This window comes from Streptomyces sp. AM 4-1-1 (genome assembly GCF_029167625.1).
In the GTDB taxonomy this organism is placed as follows: Bacteria; Actinomycetota; Actinomycetes; order Streptomycetales; family Streptomycetaceae; genus Streptomyces.
The window spans coordinates 5,097,070-5,111,353 of the sequence record NZ_CP119145.1; the positions used below are offsets into that span (position 1 = coordinate 5,097,070).

The window sequence follows — 14,284 nt, forward strand, 5'->3', positions numbered from 1 at the left end:
GGAGCCCGTCATGAACCAGCAACTCGCGGGCTACGCCCCGACCCCGGTCACCGCCCGGATGGAGAACCACGGCCACTCGATGCTGAAGGTCGCCATGGCCACCGGCCAGGACCTGTACGCACGCGCCGGCTCGATGGTGGCCTACGAGGGCTTCATCCAGTACGAGCCGAACCCGCCCGCCGTCCGTCAGATCGCCTCCCAGTGGATCACCGGGGAGGGCACGCCCCTCATGAAGTGCTCCGGCGACGGGCTCCTCTACCTCGCCGACTACGGCGCCGACGTGGTCGTCATCAACCTCAACGACGACGCCCTCTCGGTCAACGGGACCAATCTGCTCGCCTTCGACAGCCATCTCACCTGGGGCGTGGAGCGGGTCAAGGGCCTCGCCAAGTTCGCCGGCCAGGGCCTGTGGAACGTCGCGGTGCGCGGCACCGGATGGGTCGCGATCACCTCGCGCGGCACACCGATCGTCGTCGACTGCGGAAGCGGCGAGGACGAGACCTATGTCGATCCGGACGCGCTGGTCGCGTGGTCCCCCAACCTCAAGGTGAAGGGCAAGCGCAGCTTCAAGGCGGGCTCGCTCATCGGGCGGGGCAGCGGGGAGGCGTACCAGATGGCGTTCTCCGGACAGGGCATCGTCGTCGTACAGCCGAGCGAGGACAGTACCGATCGCATGCGGGTCCGGAACTGAGGGGGAGCGAGAACACATCATGCAGAGCCCGCTTTTCAACTACACGGAACAGCAGTCCCAGGACCGCTACACCCTGCAGAACCCGCAGCTCCTGCGGGTCGCGCTGACCGGCAGTGACGACGTGCTGGCCCGCAAGGGAGCCATGGTCGCCTACCAGGGGCTGATGGAGTTCGACGGGGAGTACCAGTCGCACGGCCGCCGCCGCGCCCACGCGACGACCGGTGAGGGTCTTGAGCTGATGCGCTGCTCCGGGCAGGGCACGGTCTACTTCGCCAACCTCGCTCAGTACGTCCACGTCCTGGACGTCGACCACGACGGCATCACGGTGGACAGCGCCTACGTCCTGGCGCTCGACTCGTCGCTGCACACCGAGATCATCGCCGTGGACAGCCAGTACGGGGTCTCCGGCACGGGGAAGTACCAGCTCAACATCTCCGGCTCCGGCAAGGTCGCGCTGATGACGTCGGGGCAGCCGCTGACGATGCAGGTCACGCCCGAGAAGTACGTCAGCGCGGACGCCGACGCGATCGTCGCCTGGTCCACCTCACTGCGTGTGCAGATGCAGGCGCAGACGCATTCGTCGGGCGTGCTGCGACGGCGCGGCAGCACCGGCGAGGGCTGGGAGCTGAGCTTCCTGGGCCAGGGCTTCGCGCTCGTCCAGCCGAGCGAGGTGCTGCCACCGCAGGGCGCGGAGATCGGGCAGGGCATCCGGGCACAGTTCGGCGTGGGGCAGCAGGGCGCCCACGGCCAGAACCAGAACAACGCCTGGAACTGACCCCGTCCATTCGTCCCCCGTCCACTCGCGTCCCCCGTCCTCGTCCCCTCGTCCGGTCACGGCCGAGGGCGGCCTCCCTCGACGCGTCGAGGAGAGGCCGCCCTCAGCCACCCGTCACGCAACCGGGCGAATGATCAGACACGGGAACCGGATCAGCGAGGCAGGCCCAGTGCCGCACGCGTGCGGTCCAGCAGACGCACGACCGACTCGTCGGCCACCCCGGCCACCTCGTCGTACGCGAACCAGCGCAGGTCCAGCGATTCGTCGCTGATCCGCTCGCTCGCACCGGCCGGGGCCAGCGCCGCGTACTGCACGTCGAAGTGCCAGTGACAGGGCGCAGGAATCGGATGCCGGTCCAGCCGCACCGGTCCGGCGGCCGGCCCGGCGCCGACCGTGCCCGACGCGCCCGGCGCCGGGGCGAGCAGCGTGAGACCGCCGATACCGGACTCCTCGGTCGCCTCACGCAGCGCGGCGGCGGCCAGCGAGGTGTCCTCCGGCTCGCAGTGCCCGCCCATCTGGAGCCACATCCGGAGCTTCCTGTGCAGCGTCAGCAGGACCCGGTCGCGGGCCGGGTCGATCACCAGCGCGCTGGCGGTCAGATGCCCGGCCCCGCACGCCTTCCACATGGCGTCCGGATGGCGCGCGAGATGGGCGAGGTAGGCGTCCCGCAGCTCGTCCTGGCCGGTCACCCCGGCGGTGTCGTACTCCTTCAGCGCGAGTACGGCGTCGTCGTGCAGGCTCACCGGTCCGTGTCCCCCCTGCCGTCCTCGCCGTCGGAGCTGCCGCCCTTGCCGCCCGCACCGTCCTCCCCGGGACCGGCCGCCCCGGCGTCCCCGCCCTTCCCGGCGTCCTTGGCGTCCCCGCCGCCTGCGCTCCCGGCCTTGTCGTTCTCGCCGTCCTCGCCGCCGTCCGTCACGGGCTTCCCCGTGCCGTACGCCGCCTCGCCCAGCATCTTGTCCAGCTCCGAGAAGTCCATCTGCTCGTGGTGCACGAAACCGTCCGGGTCGTCCAGGTCCCGCGCGGTCGGCAGCATGTCCGGGTGCTCCCACAGACCGTCGCGCCCGTCCACGCCCCGCGCGTCCGTCAGTGAGGCCCACAGCCGCGAGGCGTCCCGCAGCCTGCGCGGACGCAGCTGGAGCCCGATGAGCGTGGCGAACGTCTGCTCGGCCGGGCCACCCGAAGCGCGCCGCCTGCGCAGCGTCTCACGCAGGGCGTCCGCCGAGGTCAGCCGCGACTTCGCCGCCTCGTGGACCACGGCGTCCACCCAGCCCTCGACCAGCGCGAGCGCCGTCTCCAGCCGGGCCAGCGACGCCTTCTGCTCCGGTGTGTCCTCCGGCTGGAACATGCCCTGCTGAAGGGCGTCCTGCAGCTGCTCGGGGTGCGTCGGGTCGAACTGGCCGACGACGTCCTCCAGCTTGCTGGTGTCGACCTTGATACCGCGTGCGTACGCCTCGACCGCACCGAAGAGGTGCGAGCGCAGCCACGGCACATGGGCGAACAGCCGCTGGTGCGCGGCCTCGCGCAGCGCCAGGTACAGCCGGACCTCGTCCTGCGGCACGCCGAGGTCCTTGCCGAACTGCGCGATGTTCAGCGGAAGCAGCGCGGCCCTGCCCGCCGGGCCCAGCGGCAGGCCGATGTCGGTCGAACCGACCACCTCGCCCGCCAGCACCCCGACGGCCTGTCCGATCTGCTGACCGAACATCGCCCCGCCCATCGACCTCATCATGCCGATCAGCGGGCCCGCCATGGCCTGCATCTCCTCCGGCAGAACCTCGCCCATGGCCAGACCGACGCGCTCGGCCACCGGGTCGACCAGCTGCTGCCACGCGGGGAGGCACGCCTCCACCCACTCCGCGCGGCTCCACGCCACGGTCGACACCGAACCGGAGGGCAGCGAGGTCACACCGTCCAGCCAGAGATCGGCCAGCCGCAGCGCCTCGTCGACGGCGGACCGCTCCGAGGGCCCCACACTGGCGTCCTTGGTGCCGTCCGGGGTCCCCTGCGAGACCGTCTGGCGGGCGATCTGCTTCGCCATGTCCCAGTTCACGGGACCGCCCTCGTAACTCAGCATCTGGCCGAGCTGCTGGAAGGCGGCACCGAGGTCGTTGGGGTTCATGCTGCCGAACATCGCCGCGAACGGGTTGTCGCCGCCCGCGCCCGGTCCGAAGCCGAACGGGCTCGCCGGGTCACCGGGCCCCCGCCCGCTTCCGGTGGGGTCCTTCTTCTTGCCCTCGTCGCCGTCGTCCGGCTCCTCCGGCGGAAGGCCGAATCCGAATGGGGTGTCACTCACGGGTTTCCTCGGCTCGTTGGGCCGCCGGCTCGGAACCGACGGCGGCTGCCCGACATCACCTTCCAGCGTAGACACCGAAGCCCGCTCACGGCCTCAGTGCTCCGCCGGCTCCCGGCCTGCGGCAGGATGGACGCCACCTGGTACGCACGCGTCATTCGCGTACGCACTGAAGACAACCGCTGGAGACGCCCGGTGAGTTCCCCAGATCCGCAGGTTCGCGCAGCGCGAAACCCGACCGAAGCCCCGCCCGAGATCAACCCCCGCACATCCGCCGAACCCTCCGGGCCCCGCTCCAGGAAGCGGGGCCCCGTCGTCGCGGTCACCGGAGCCGCGACCGGTGTCGGCGATCTGCTCACCGCCCGCCTCGCGGCCTCCGAGGAGATCAAGCGGGTCATCGCCATCGACGAGCGCCGCGGTGAGGTCGCCGACGCGACGTGGCACATCCTGGACGTGCGCGACCCCGCCATCGTGGAGAAGCTCCGCGGCGCCGACGTCGTCGTCCACCTGGCACTCGACCTCGGCCTCGACACCGATCCGGCGACCCGGACCGCGTACAACGTCCGCGGCACCCAGACCGTGCTGACCGCCGCCGCTGCCGTCGGCGTCCACCGGGTCGTGCTGTGCACCTCCGCCATGGTGTACGGGGCGCTGCCCGACAACGACATCCCGCTCTCCGAGGACGCGGAACTGCGCGCCACCGCCGAGGCCACCGGGGTCGGCGACCTCCTGGAGATCGAACGGCTCGGCCGCCGGGCCCCGCGTGCCCACCCCGGTCTGCACGTCACCGTGGTCCGTCCCACCGTCCTCGTCGGCGGCACGGACACGGCCCTGACGAGGTACTTCGAGTCACCGCGCCTGCTCGTGGTCGCCGGATCGCGCCCCACCTGGCAGTTCTGCCATGTCGACGATCTGGTCACCGCTCTTGAGTACGCGGCGCTGGAGAAGATCGACGGTGAGTTCGCGGTCGGCTGCGACGGCTGGCTGGAGCAGGAGGAGGTCGAGGAGCTGAGCGGGGTCCGCCGGATGGAACTGCCGTCGGCCGTCGCCCTCGGCGCCGCCGCCCGGCTGCACCGGATCGGTCTCACCCCGTCCCCGGCCGGGGACCTCGCGTACACCATGCATCCCTGGGTGGTCAGTGTGAGCCGGCTGCACGACGCGGGCTGGCGTCCCCGGTGGACCAACGAGGAAGTGCTCGGCGCGCTCCTCGAAGAGGTCGAGGGCCGGCACACGGTCGCCGGGCGCCGCCTCGGCCGCAAGGACGCCACCGCCGCGGGCGCCGCGGGCGCGACCGTCGCCCTGCTCGGTACGGCGGCCCTGGTGCGCAGGGCCCGCAAGGCGCGCCGGCGCATCTGACCGCGTCGTCGCGCGCGGTGTGCCTCGCCGGTCTGACAGGCGATTCCGGGGATGCCGGCGGGGTGCGGCACGATGGGGCGCATGGCAGACATCCACGACCACCCCGGCGAGCAGGCGGCACAGGACCCGATCCGGCTGCTCGCGATCCGCGACACGGCGCTGTCGGTCGACGAGGTCTTCCGTGCCGTCGGCGACGCCGCGGCGGGGGGGACCGCTCTCTTCGTCGGCACGGTGCGCAACCACGACAGCGGGCAGGACGTCGACGCGCTCGGCTATTCGTGTCACCCGTCGGCGGAGGACGAGTTGCGCCGGGTGGCCGAGAAGGTCGTCGCGGAGTTCCCGGTCCGCGCCCTGGCGGCCGTCCACCGTGTGGGTGAACTGGAGGTGGGGGACACAGCGGTGGTCGTGGCCGTCTCCTGTCCGCACCGGGGCGACGCCTTCGCCGCCTGCCGGAAGCTGATCGACGACCTCAAGCACGAGGTCCCGATCTGGAAGCACCAACGATTCTCCGACGGTACGGAGGAATGGGTCGGCGCCTGCTGAGCGCGGACCCGGCCGAGCGGGTCGGTGCTCGCCGAGCGCAAACCTGACCAGGCGTCAGTCCCCCCGATTTGCGTAACCACCCCCCTGCCGTGAGCGTTGCTGCTACAGACGGTTAATCTGCTGATCGGTCGACTTCGGTCAGTTGCGGTCGCTCATGGGGTCGGGAGGTCGTCATGGCAGCACTCGCCTGGTTGTTGATTCCGCTTCTCGCTGCTTGCGGTGCTGCGATATGGGGAAGCTGGGCCGCTCGCAACCGCACCACCGGCGACGTCTCCGAACTCGCCGGATACGCCAGGTTCCGTGAGGCGATGGAGAAGTCGGACTCCGGTTCCGGCGTTCTCTGACACCGGAGACACCGCGTGAACCGTAAGCGGTCGCCAATCGCACCGCGCGAACCGTACCGGCCTGCCGTCGCACCACCGACGGGACCCGGACCCGCCGGCCGCCCGCCGGGCCGACGCGAGGAGCGCCGCGGGCCCACGTGAGACCGTGCCGGACCTCCCCTCCGCGGAGCCGGGCGGGCCTCCGGCCGCGACCGCCTCGTCCGTCCGGCCGAAGCCCCCGTACGGATGCCCCGGCAGTGCACTCACAGGCCCTTCCCGTACTGTCGTTCCATGCCACGCCGCACCGCGACGATGCTCGCTTCGACCTTGATCCTCATCGTGCTGCTCTGCGTGGGCGTGCCGCTCAAAGTGCCGTACGCGGAGATGTCTCCCGGCCCGACCGTGAACACGCTCGGCAACGCCGGTGGGGAGCCCGTGCTCCAGATCTCCGGCCACAAGACCTATCCGACGTCCGGTCACCTCAACATGACGACGGTCAGGGTCACCAGCGCGGACTACGGCATGAACCTCGTCGAGGCCGTCTACGGCTGGCTCGACCACGACAGCGTGGTGGTTCCGCACGACACGCTCTACCCGGACGGCAAGACCGAGGAGCAGTCGACGCAGGAGAACGCCGAGGAGTTCAGCCAGTCCCAGGAGAGCGCCAAGGTCGCCGCCCTGACCGAGCTGGGCATCCCGGTGACCGCGCGCGTGGTGGTCTCCACGGTCGTCAAGGGCAGCCCCGCCGAGAACAGACTGCACGCCGGTGATGTGATCAAGGACGTCGACGGGACGGCGGTCGAGCAGCCCGAGGACGTGGCGAAGCTCGTCACCAAGCACAAGCCGGGGCAGGACGTCACCTTCACGGTCGTCCCGGCCAGGGCCGCCGCCGCGGCCGAGAAGGCCGGCAAGCAGCCCGAGGGCACCGAACGGGTCACCATCGTCACCGAGAAGGCGCCCAAGGAGAACCGGGCGATCGTCGGCATCCAGGCCGGGACCGACCACACCTTCCCGTTCACCATCGACATCAAGCTCGCCGATGTGGGGGGACCCAGCGCCGGTCTGATGTTCTCGCTCGGCATCATCGACAAGCTGACGCCGACCGACCTGACGGGCGGGAAGTTCGTCGCGGGCACCGGCACCATCGACGACAAGGGCGAGGTGGGCCCGATCGGCGGCATCAACATGAAGCTGGTCGGCGCGCGCGACGCGGGCGCCAGGTACTTCCTGACACCGGACGAGAACTGCGCGGCGGCGGCCTCCGACACCCCGAGCGGGCTCACCCTGGTCCGGGTGAAGACCCTGTCCGACGCCCGGCAGTCGCTGGAGAAGATCCGCACGGACAGGACGGCCGACCTGCCCGGCTGCTCGAAGAGCTGACCGCTCGCGCCCGTCGCGAGCGGCCCCGGGCCCCGGTGCTCCGGTGTCAGCCCTCGAAGGTGGCGGCCAGCGCCTCCGCCAGCCCGGGGACCAGACCGGCACCGGTCAGCACCTCGGTCGACGAGTCCTTCTCGCGCAGCCGTACGGCCGACTCACGCGCCCCGTCCCGCAGCACGGCCACGGTCATCCGCACCTCCTGCCGGTCCGGGTGGCCGGCGACCCACTTGGTCAGCTGCGTGTCGTTCAGCCCCTCGGGTACGGACGCCTCCGCGGACGGCGGCAGCATCATCCGTTCCACCGTCATGGCGCAGCCCGCCACGGAGTCGGGCCAGGCGATCGTGGCGAGGAATTCGTCGAGCGGGGTGCCGGCGGGCAGTTCCTCCTGTTCGATCGGGGTGAGAGCGGCGGTCGTCGACTGCGCCTCGTCGAGACCGAGCTGGGCGGCGAGGCCGGGCTCCTGGACGCGCAGCCGGGCGGTGTCGACCAGGGCGAACAGCCGGGCGGGCCGGTCCCAGCCGAGACCGGCGGCGTATTCGTCGATTTCGAGCACGGCGACGGTGAGGGGGCTCGCGGCCATCGGAGGGCCTGAAGGGGAAACGTTGGGCATGCTCACATCCTGCCTCCTTCCGCCCCGGTAACGGGAACTAGGTAAAGCCTCAGTAAGTTGCATAGGTGGGCTCTACGATCGCTGGGCCCGTTCCATACGACCCGCGAACTTCGAGGTGCGCACGTTGGCTTTCCAGATGCCGGACCGCGGCGGAGGCCCGACCGGGCCACGGATCAGAGTCGGCCGCCCGTCCCGGCGAGTCCGTACCCTGCTCATGACACTGGGGGTCCTGGCGATTCTCGCCATGGCCTTCGTCATGTTCGCCGGGTTCTGGACGGACTGGCTCTGGTACAGGTCGGTCGCGTATTCGTCCGTCTTCACCACCACCCTGTGGACCAAGATCGGACTGTTCCTCGTCTTCGGAGTGCTGATGGCACTCGCCGTCGGCGTGAACATCTGGCTCGCGCACCGGCTCCGGCCGCCGCTGAGCGCGATGTCCGTGGAACAGCAGAGCCTGGACCGCTACCGGATGAGCCTCGCCCCGTTCAAGAAGTGGGTGCTGCTCGCGATCACCGCCCTCATCGGGCTGATCTCCGGAGCCTCGGCCTCGGGCCAGTGGCGTACCTGGCTGATGTACGTCAACGGCGTGCCGTTCGGCCAGAAGGACGCCCAGTTCCACCGGGACGTCGCCTTCTACGCCTTCGACCTGCCGTGGTACCGCTTCCTGCTCGGCTTCGGCTTCGCCGCCGCGGTGCTCTCGCTGATCGCCGCCGCGCTGACCCACTACCTGTACGGCGGGCTGCGCATCACCAGTCCCGGCGCGCGGGCGACGGGGGCGGCCACCGGCCATCTGTCGGTGCTGCTCGGCCTCTTCGTCTCGCTGAAGGCCGTGGCGTACTGGCTCGACCGGTACGGCCTGGCGGTGAAGACCAGTGACTTCAAGGCCACGGACAACTGGACGGGCCTGCGGTACGTCGACGCCAACGCCTACCTCCCGGCGAAGACGATCCTGTTCTGCATCGCGGTGATCTGCGCCCTGCTGTTCTTCGCCACGCTGTGGCGGCGCACCTGGCAGCTGCCGGTCATCGGCTTCGGTCTGATGGTGCTCTCGGCGATCCTGATCGGCGGCCTCTACCCGGCGATCGTGCAGAAGTTCCAGGTCCAGCCGAACGAGCAGGCCAAGGAAGCCCCGTTCATCCAGAAGAACATCAAGGCGACCCGGGACGCGTACGGCATCGACGACGCGAAGGTCGACGACTACTCCGGAAAGACCACGACGGACGACGCGACGAAGCTCCGCGCGGACGCCAACGCGGCCGCCAGCTACCGGGTGATGGACCCCAACGTCGTCTCGCCGGCCTTCCAGCAGCTCCAGCAGAAGAGGAACTACTACCAGTTCCCGAAGACGCTGGACGTCGACCGGTACAAGGACGCCGCGGGCAAGGACCAGGACACGGTCATCGGGCTGCGCGAGCTGAACCTCGAAGGCATCCCCAAGCGCAACTGGATCAACGACCACTTCACCTACACCCACGGTTACGGAGCGATCGCGGCCCGGGGGACCACGACGGGCAAGAACCCGCCGGGCTCCCCGGACTTCACCGAGTCCGGTCTGCCGACCACAGGTCAGCTCGGCAAGTACGAGCAGCAGATCTACTACGGGGAGAAGACCGAGCAGTACTCCATCGTCGGCGGGCCCCAGAAGGAGCTCGACTACGAGGAGGACGGCGAGAAGACCACCAGCTACCAGGGCAAGAGCGGCGTCAGCCTCTCCAACGCGTTCAACCGCGCCGCGTACGCGGTCTCGTTCAGCGAGCCGCAGATCCTCTACTCGGGGGCCATCGGCGAGGGCTCGCGGATTCTCTACAACCGCACGCCCAAGGAGCGCGTCGAGGCGGTCGCCCCGTGGCTGACCATCGACGGCGACGCCTACCCGGCCGTGGTGAACGGCCGCATCCAGTGGATCGTCGACGCGTACACCACGACCAACGGCTACCCGTACGCCTCCCGTACGACGCTCGGTGACACCACGGCCGACTCGCTGACCACCAACCAGCGCGCGGTCGTCGCCCAGCAGAACCAGGTCAACTACATCCGCAACTCGGTGAAGGCCACCGTCGACGCGTACGACGGCAAGGTCACGCTCTACGAGTGGGACACCAAGGACCCGATCCTCAAGACCTGGCGCAAGGCGTTCCCCGGCACGGTGAAGTCCCGGTCGGAGATCCCCAGCGATCTGCAGGCGCATCTGCGGTACCCGCAGGACCTCTTCAAGGTGCAGCGCGAGCTGCTGACCCGCTACCACGTCAAGGACCCCGCGCAGTTCTACAGCGGCAGTGACGCGTGGCAGGTCCCGGACGACCCGACCAACAAGGAGTCCGGCTCCGTCCCGCCGTACTACCTCAGCCTGAAGATGCCGGACCAGAAGGCCCAGAAGTTCTCGCTGACCACGACGTTCACCCCGAAGGGACGGCCCGACCTGGGGGCGTTCATGGCGGTGGACGCGGACGCGGCCAGTGACGACTACGGGACGATCAGACTCCTGAGGGTCACCAGTACGGTGAAGGGCCCCGGCCAGGTACAGAGCGAGCTCAACGGCAACGACGACGTCGCCGAGTTCGTACGCAACCTCAAGGGCACCGACTCGGACATCGAGTACGGCAACCTGCTGACGGTGCCGCTCAACGGGGGCTTCCTCTACATCGAACCGGTGTACACGCGCGGTGGTACGCAGAACTACCCGCTGCTGCGCAAGGTGGCCGCCTCGTACGGCTCCACGACCGTCTTCGAGAACAATCTCGGTGACGCGCTCAACGCCGTCTTCGGCGTGGAGGGCTCCGACACCACCGAGCCGCCGGGCGACACCACCCAGCCGCCACCGGACACCACGAACCCGCCGAGCACGGGTGACGCCGCGCTGAAGAAGGCCATCGCGGATGCCCAGAAGGCGTACTCGGAGGGTGAGGCGGCCCTGAAGAAGCAGGACTGGGCGGCCTACGGCAAGGCCCAGGCCGATCTCCAGGACGCCCTCCAGCGGGCGGCGGACGCCCAGCCGAAGGCGGCCGACAAGCCCGCGCCCGACAAGAGCGCGGACAAGGCTGCCGACAAGCCGGCGGACAAGCCGGCGGACAAGGCGAGCGCCGGCGACAAGGCCGACGGAAAGACCGGCGACCAGGGCAGCTGAGCGGAACCCACCCCGCGTCGTGGTACTGTTTGAACACAACGACGCGGGGTGGAGCAGCTCGGTAGCTCGCTGGGCTCATAACCCAGAGGTCGCAGGTTCAAATCCTGTCCCCGCTACTGAAAGACGAAGGCCCGAATCTCTGACAGAGATTCGGGCCTTCGTCATGCCATGGCGCCTTTCTCCCGCAGTGGGCGTGAAGCGCGGTTCGTGGGGCACGAGTTGAGTCCGAGCGTGTTTCACTTATCTCTCTGTGGGCATGTCGACAAAACGCTGTAGTGACCTCACTGGCCGCGATATACACGGTGTACGCGGGTTGCGGGTGGTGCGACGATGGTTTTTATGGGGGACAGGGCAACTCTGTTGGAGACAGGGCGGTTTGTGCGGCATCAGGGCCAGAAGGCAGAACAAGCGGCCGATGCGGCATTCGCCGCCGACACCACGGACAACGCCGAGACCGAGGCGCGTCACCGACGTGCCGCGGACGCCGGTGACACCACCTCCATGAGCGTCCTCGGCGCGCTGCTGCTGCGCCGGGGGGACCTGGACGGCGCCGAACGCTATCTGCGCGGGGCCACCGCGGAGGGCGACCGGGCCGCCGCCAACAACCTCGGCGTCCTCCTCCACCAGCGCGGCTACACCGACGAGGCGGCCGGCTGGTGGCGCGTCGCGGCCGTCGCCGGTTCCGCCGCCGCGGCCCACGCCCTGGGCCGCCACCACCGCGAGCGCGGTGACGAGCCCGGCGCCGAGTACTGGCTGCGCCAGTCCGCCGAGCAGGGACACGCGCTGGGGGCGTACGCCCTCGCCGAACTGCTGGAACACCGCGGTGACGTCGGCGCGGAGCGCTGGCTGCGCGCCGCCGCGGAACAGGGCCACCGGGAGGCCGCGTACCGGCTGGCGCGCGCCCTGGAGCGGGCCGCGGCCGAGGACCCGCACGACGCCTTCGGCCTCGGCGCGCTGGGGCGCGGCCCCCACGCGCACACCCTCTGGGAGACCGGGGTGCACAGCCTCGGCCCCCATGCCCGCACGCTCTGGGACACCGGAGCGCACCGGCGGTCGGCCACCATCCGGGGCGCCGCCACCGCCACCGACATGGACACCGGCGTCGGTCTCCGCACCGACACGCTCACCGGCCGCACCGCCACAGGCCCCGGTCGCCCCGCCACCGCCAGGGGGGCCGGCCCGCGCACGTCCGGCAGGTCCGGGCCCGCCGTCCCCGGCGAGGGGTCCGGACCCGGCAAGGGGCCCGCGACCGGGACCGGGCTGCGCCAGGGCGGCGAGGCCGAGCAGTGGTACCGCCAGGCCGCCGCTCGCGGACACCACCGAGCGGCGCTGCACCTCGGCTCGATCCTGGAGCAGCGCGGCGAGCTGAAGGAGGCGGGCCGCTGGTACCTCACCGCCGCCAAGGGCGGTGACTCACGGGCCGCCTGCGCCCTCGGCTTCCTGCTGCGCGACGCGGGTGACACCGAGAGCGCCGCGGTGTGGTGGCTGCGTGCCGCCCAGGACGGTGACGGGAACGCCGCCAACGCCCTCGGCGCCCTGCACGCGGCCAGGGGCGAGCAGCAGACCGCCGAGCGCTGGTACCGGGCCGCCATGGACGCGGGCGACGTCAACGGCGCGTACAACCTGGGGCTGCTCTGCGCCGCCCAGGACCGTACCGCGCAGGCCGAGCAGTGGTACCGCCGCGCCGCCTACGCCGGGCACCGCGAGGCCGCCAACGCGCTGGCCGTCCTGCTGCTCCAGGCCGGTGACGCAACCGGCGCCGAACCGTGGTTCTCCAAGGCGGCCGAGGCCGGCAGCGTGGACGCCGCCTTCAACCTCGGCATCCTGCACGCGGGCCGCGACGAGGACCGGGCCGCCCTGGGCTGGTACCTGCGCGCCGCCGCGGCGGGCCACACCGAGGCCGCGCTCCAGGTCGGCATGGCCCTGCTGCACGAGGGTGAGGAGCAGGAGGCCGAGCGCCACCTGAGGTGCGCGGCGGGTGGCGGCAGCGCGGAGGCCGCCTTCCGGCTGGCCGGGGTGCTGGACTCGCGGCAGCCGCCGCCGGGGGCGCCCGCGCTGGGGGAGCCGATGCCGGAGAAGACCGAGTGCGAGGAGTGGTACGAGCGGGCGGCCGAGCAGGGGCACCGCCGCGCCCAGGTGCGGGTCGGGATGCTCGCGGCGGCCCGTGGCGATCTGGAAAGCGCGGCCCGCTGGTACCGCGAGGCGGCCGAGGCCGGCAGCCGCAACGGCGCCTTCAACCTCGGACTGCTCCTCGCGCGCGAGGGCAGCGAGCGCGAGGCGTCGCTGTGGTGGGGCCGCGCCGCGAACGACGGCCACGGCCGCGCCGCCCTGCGCCTCGCGCTGCTCGCCGCCCGGCGCGGTGAGCTGGCGGAGGGGCAGCACTGGTGCGCGAGGGCCGTGGAGCTGGGCCCCGCGGAGGTCGCCGAACGGGCGGCGCGACTGCGCGACGCGCTGCACCAGGAGCTCACCGCCTGAGGGCCCCGGAACGGATTTGCGCTGGTCGGCCGGGGGACGTAATGTTGTGTTCACGACGCGGGGTGGAGCAGCTCGGTAGCTCGCTGGGCTCATAACCCAGAGGTCGCAGGTTCAAATCCTGTCCCCGCTACTGAACACAGAGGGTCCGAATCCTTTCGAGGATTCGGGCCCTCTGTGCTGCGTGCAGCGTCTCGTACGCCCGGCCGGGCGGTACGCGAAGAGCCCGGCGCCATCGGGCGCCGGGCTCCTCGACGAACGTGTGCCGTCGCGTCAGACGGTGGCCGCGCAGTTCGGACAGATCCCGCGGTACGTCACCTCGACGTCGGAGACCGTGAAGCCGAACCGCTCGTCGCTCGGCAGGTCCGCCAGCGGATTGCCCGACGGGTGCACGTCGCGGATGGCGCCGCAGCTCGCGCACACCAGGTGGTGGTGGGGGCGGTGGGCGTTCGGGTCGTACCGCTTGGCGCGGCGGTCGGTGGAGACCTCCATGACCTCGCCGAGCGTGACCATCTCACCCAACGTGTTGTAGACGGTGGCGCGCGAGATCTCCGGCAGCTTCGCCACGGCCCTCGCGTGGACCTCGTCGGCCGTCAGGTGCACATGTTCACCGTCAAGGACCTCGGCGACGACGCGCCGCTGCGCGGTCATGCGCCAACCGCGTCCGCGGAGTCGTTCCAAAAGGTCGCTCATGAGGACAAGCCTAACAGTGAGGGGACCGCGTCC

General features: G+C 70.9%; 12 protein-coding genes and 2 tRNA genes. 10 read left to right on the plus strand and 4 right to left on the minus strand.

The window, feature by feature from the left end:
* Window positions 1-10 precede the first annotated feature (10 nt).
* Window positions 11-691: an AIM24 family protein gene (locus PZB75_RS21730; RefSeq protein WP_275536972.1), complete on the plus strand. Its 681-nt coding sequence runs from the start codon at window positions 11-13 to the stop codon at window positions 689-691.
* 19 nt (window positions 692-710) lie between these two features.
* A complete protein-coding gene (locus PZB75_RS21735) occupies window positions 711-1,466 on the plus strand; it encodes an AIM24 family protein (protein ID WP_275536973.1) in 756 nt (251 codons plus the stop codon).
* A 152-nt stretch (window positions 1,467-1,618) separates the two neighbouring features.
* Here the strand turns inward: PZB75_RS21735 and PZB75_RS21740 are convergent, their stop codons facing one another.
* Together PZB75_RS21740 and PZB75_RS21745 are read right to left on the minus strand one after the other, a co-directional pair.
* Window positions 1,619-2,209, minus strand: coding sequence for an NUDIX hydrolase (locus PZB75_RS21740; protein WP_275536974.1), 591 nt, complete (start codon window positions 2,207-2,209; stop codon window positions 1,619-1,621).
* Window positions 2,206-3,756 carry a zinc-dependent metalloprotease gene (locus PZB75_RS21745; RefSeq protein ID WP_275536975.1) on the minus strand — a complete coding sequence of 517 codons (1,551 nt, stop codon included), beginning with the start codon at window positions 3,754-3,756 and terminating at the stop codon, window positions 2,206-2,208. Before PZB75_RS21745 ends, PZB75_RS21740 begins: the two co-directional genes overlap by 4 nt.
* 192 nt (window positions 3,757-3,948) lie before the next feature.
* On the opposite strand from PZB75_RS21745, the gene PZB75_RS21750 reads away from it, so the two are divergent.
* The 4 genes from PZB75_RS21750 (at window position 3,949) to PZB75_RS21765 (ending at window position 7,355) form a co-directional block, all read left to right on the plus strand.
* Window positions 3,949-5,109 (plus strand): SDR family oxidoreductase, encoded by a 1,161-nt coding sequence (locus tag PZB75_RS21750; RefSeq protein WP_275536976.1) that lies wholly within the window; start codon window positions 3,949-3,951, stop codon window positions 5,107-5,109.
* A gap of 81 nt (window positions 5,110-5,190) precedes the next feature.
* A complete protein-coding gene (locus PZB75_RS21755; RefSeq protein WP_275536977.1) occupies window positions 5,191-5,652 on the plus strand; it encodes a molybdenum cofactor biosynthesis protein MoaE in 462 nt (153 codons plus the stop codon).
* Window positions 5,653-5,825: 173 nt separating this feature from the next.
* Complete coding sequence (locus PZB75_RS21760) at window positions 5,826-5,996, plus strand: hypothetical protein (RefSeq protein ID WP_275536978.1); 171 nt, start codon at window positions 5,826-5,828, stop codon at window positions 5,994-5,996.
* A 270-nt stretch (window positions 5,997-6,266) separates the two neighbouring features.
* Entirely contained in the window at window positions 6,267-7,355 is a 1,089-nt protein-coding gene (locus tag PZB75_RS21765; RefSeq protein WP_275536979.1) for a PDZ domain-containing protein, read from the plus strand.
* Window positions 7,356-7,401: 46 nt separating this feature from the next.
* Here PZB75_RS21765 and PZB75_RS21770 read toward each other — a convergent pair whose 3' ends face one another.
* Window positions 7,402-7,962: a PPA1309 family protein gene (locus PZB75_RS21770; RefSeq protein WP_275538807.1), complete on the minus strand. Its 561-nt coding sequence runs from the start codon at window positions 7,960-7,962 to the stop codon at window positions 7,402-7,404.
* A 136-nt stretch (window positions 7,963-8,098) separates the two neighbouring features.
* Between PZB75_RS21770 and PZB75_RS21775 the strand changes: the two genes are divergently transcribed.
* The 4 genes from PZB75_RS21775 to PZB75_RS21790 all read left to right on the plus strand — a co-directional run bounded on the left by PZB75_RS21775 (window position 8,099) and on the right by PZB75_RS21790 (window position 13,691).
* The gene (locus PZB75_RS21775) at window positions 8,099-11,086 is read left to right on the plus strand and encodes a UPF0182 family protein (RefSeq protein ID WP_275538808.1); all 2,988 of its coding nucleotides are present in this window, start codon (window positions 8,099-8,101) and stop codon (window positions 11,084-11,086) included.
* Window positions 11,087-11,128: 42 nt separating this feature from the next.
* A tRNA-Met gene (locus tag PZB75_RS21780) sits at window positions 11,129-11,202 on the plus strand.
* A gap of 214 nt (window positions 11,203-11,416) precedes the next feature.
* Window positions 11,417-13,561, plus strand: a complete 2,145-nt coding sequence (locus PZB75_RS21785; protein ID WP_275536980.1) for a tetratricopeptide repeat protein — start codon at window positions 11,417-11,419, stop codon at window positions 13,559-13,561.
* Window positions 13,562-13,617: 56 nt separating this feature from the next.
* A tRNA-Met gene (locus PZB75_RS21790) sits at window positions 13,618-13,691 on the plus strand.
* A gap of 140 nt (window positions 13,692-13,831) precedes the next feature.
* On the opposite strand, the gene PZB75_RS21795 is transcribed toward PZB75_RS21790, so the two are convergent.
* Window positions 13,832-14,251 (minus strand): Fur family transcriptional regulator, encoded by a 420-nt coding sequence (locus PZB75_RS21795; protein WP_275536981.1) that lies wholly within the window; start codon window positions 14,249-14,251, stop codon window positions 13,832-13,834.
* Between the last annotated feature and the right edge of the window lie 33 nt (window positions 14,252-14,284).

Coding starts and splice junctions, on each gene's coding strand:
- PZB75_RS21775 (WP_275538808.1), top strand. CDS start 8,099: ATGCCGGACCGCGGCGGAGGCCCGACCGGGCCACGGATCAGAGTCGGC.
- PZB75_RS21755 (WP_275536977.1), top strand. CDS start 5,191: ATGGCAGACATCCACGACCACCCCGGCGAGCAGGCGGCACAGGACCCG.
- PZB75_RS21770 (WP_275538807.1), bottom strand. CDS start 7,962: ATGCCCAACGTTTCCCCTTCAGGCCCTCCGATGGCCGCGAGCCCCCTC.
- PZB75_RS21795 (WP_275536981.1), bottom strand. CDS start 14,251: ATGAGCGACCTTTTGGAACGACTCCGCGGACGCGGTTGGCGCATGACC.
- PZB75_RS21785 (WP_275536980.1), top strand. CDS start 11,417: ATGGTTTTTATGGGGGACAGGGCAACTCTGTTGGAGACAGGGCGGTTT.
- PZB75_RS21760 (WP_275536978.1), top strand. CDS start 5,826: ATGGCAGCACTCGCCTGGTTGTTGATTCCGCTTCTCGCTGCTTGCGGT.
- PZB75_RS21765 (WP_275536979.1), top strand. CDS start 6,267: ATGCCACGCCGCACCGCGACGATGCTCGCTTCGACCTTGATCCTCATC.
- PZB75_RS21730 (WP_275536972.1), top strand. CDS start 11: ATGAACCAGCAACTCGCGGGCTACGCCCCGACCCCGGTCACCGCCCGG.
- PZB75_RS21735 (WP_275536973.1), top strand. CDS start 711: ATGCAGAGCCCGCTTTTCAACTACACGGAACAGCAGTCCCAGGACCGC.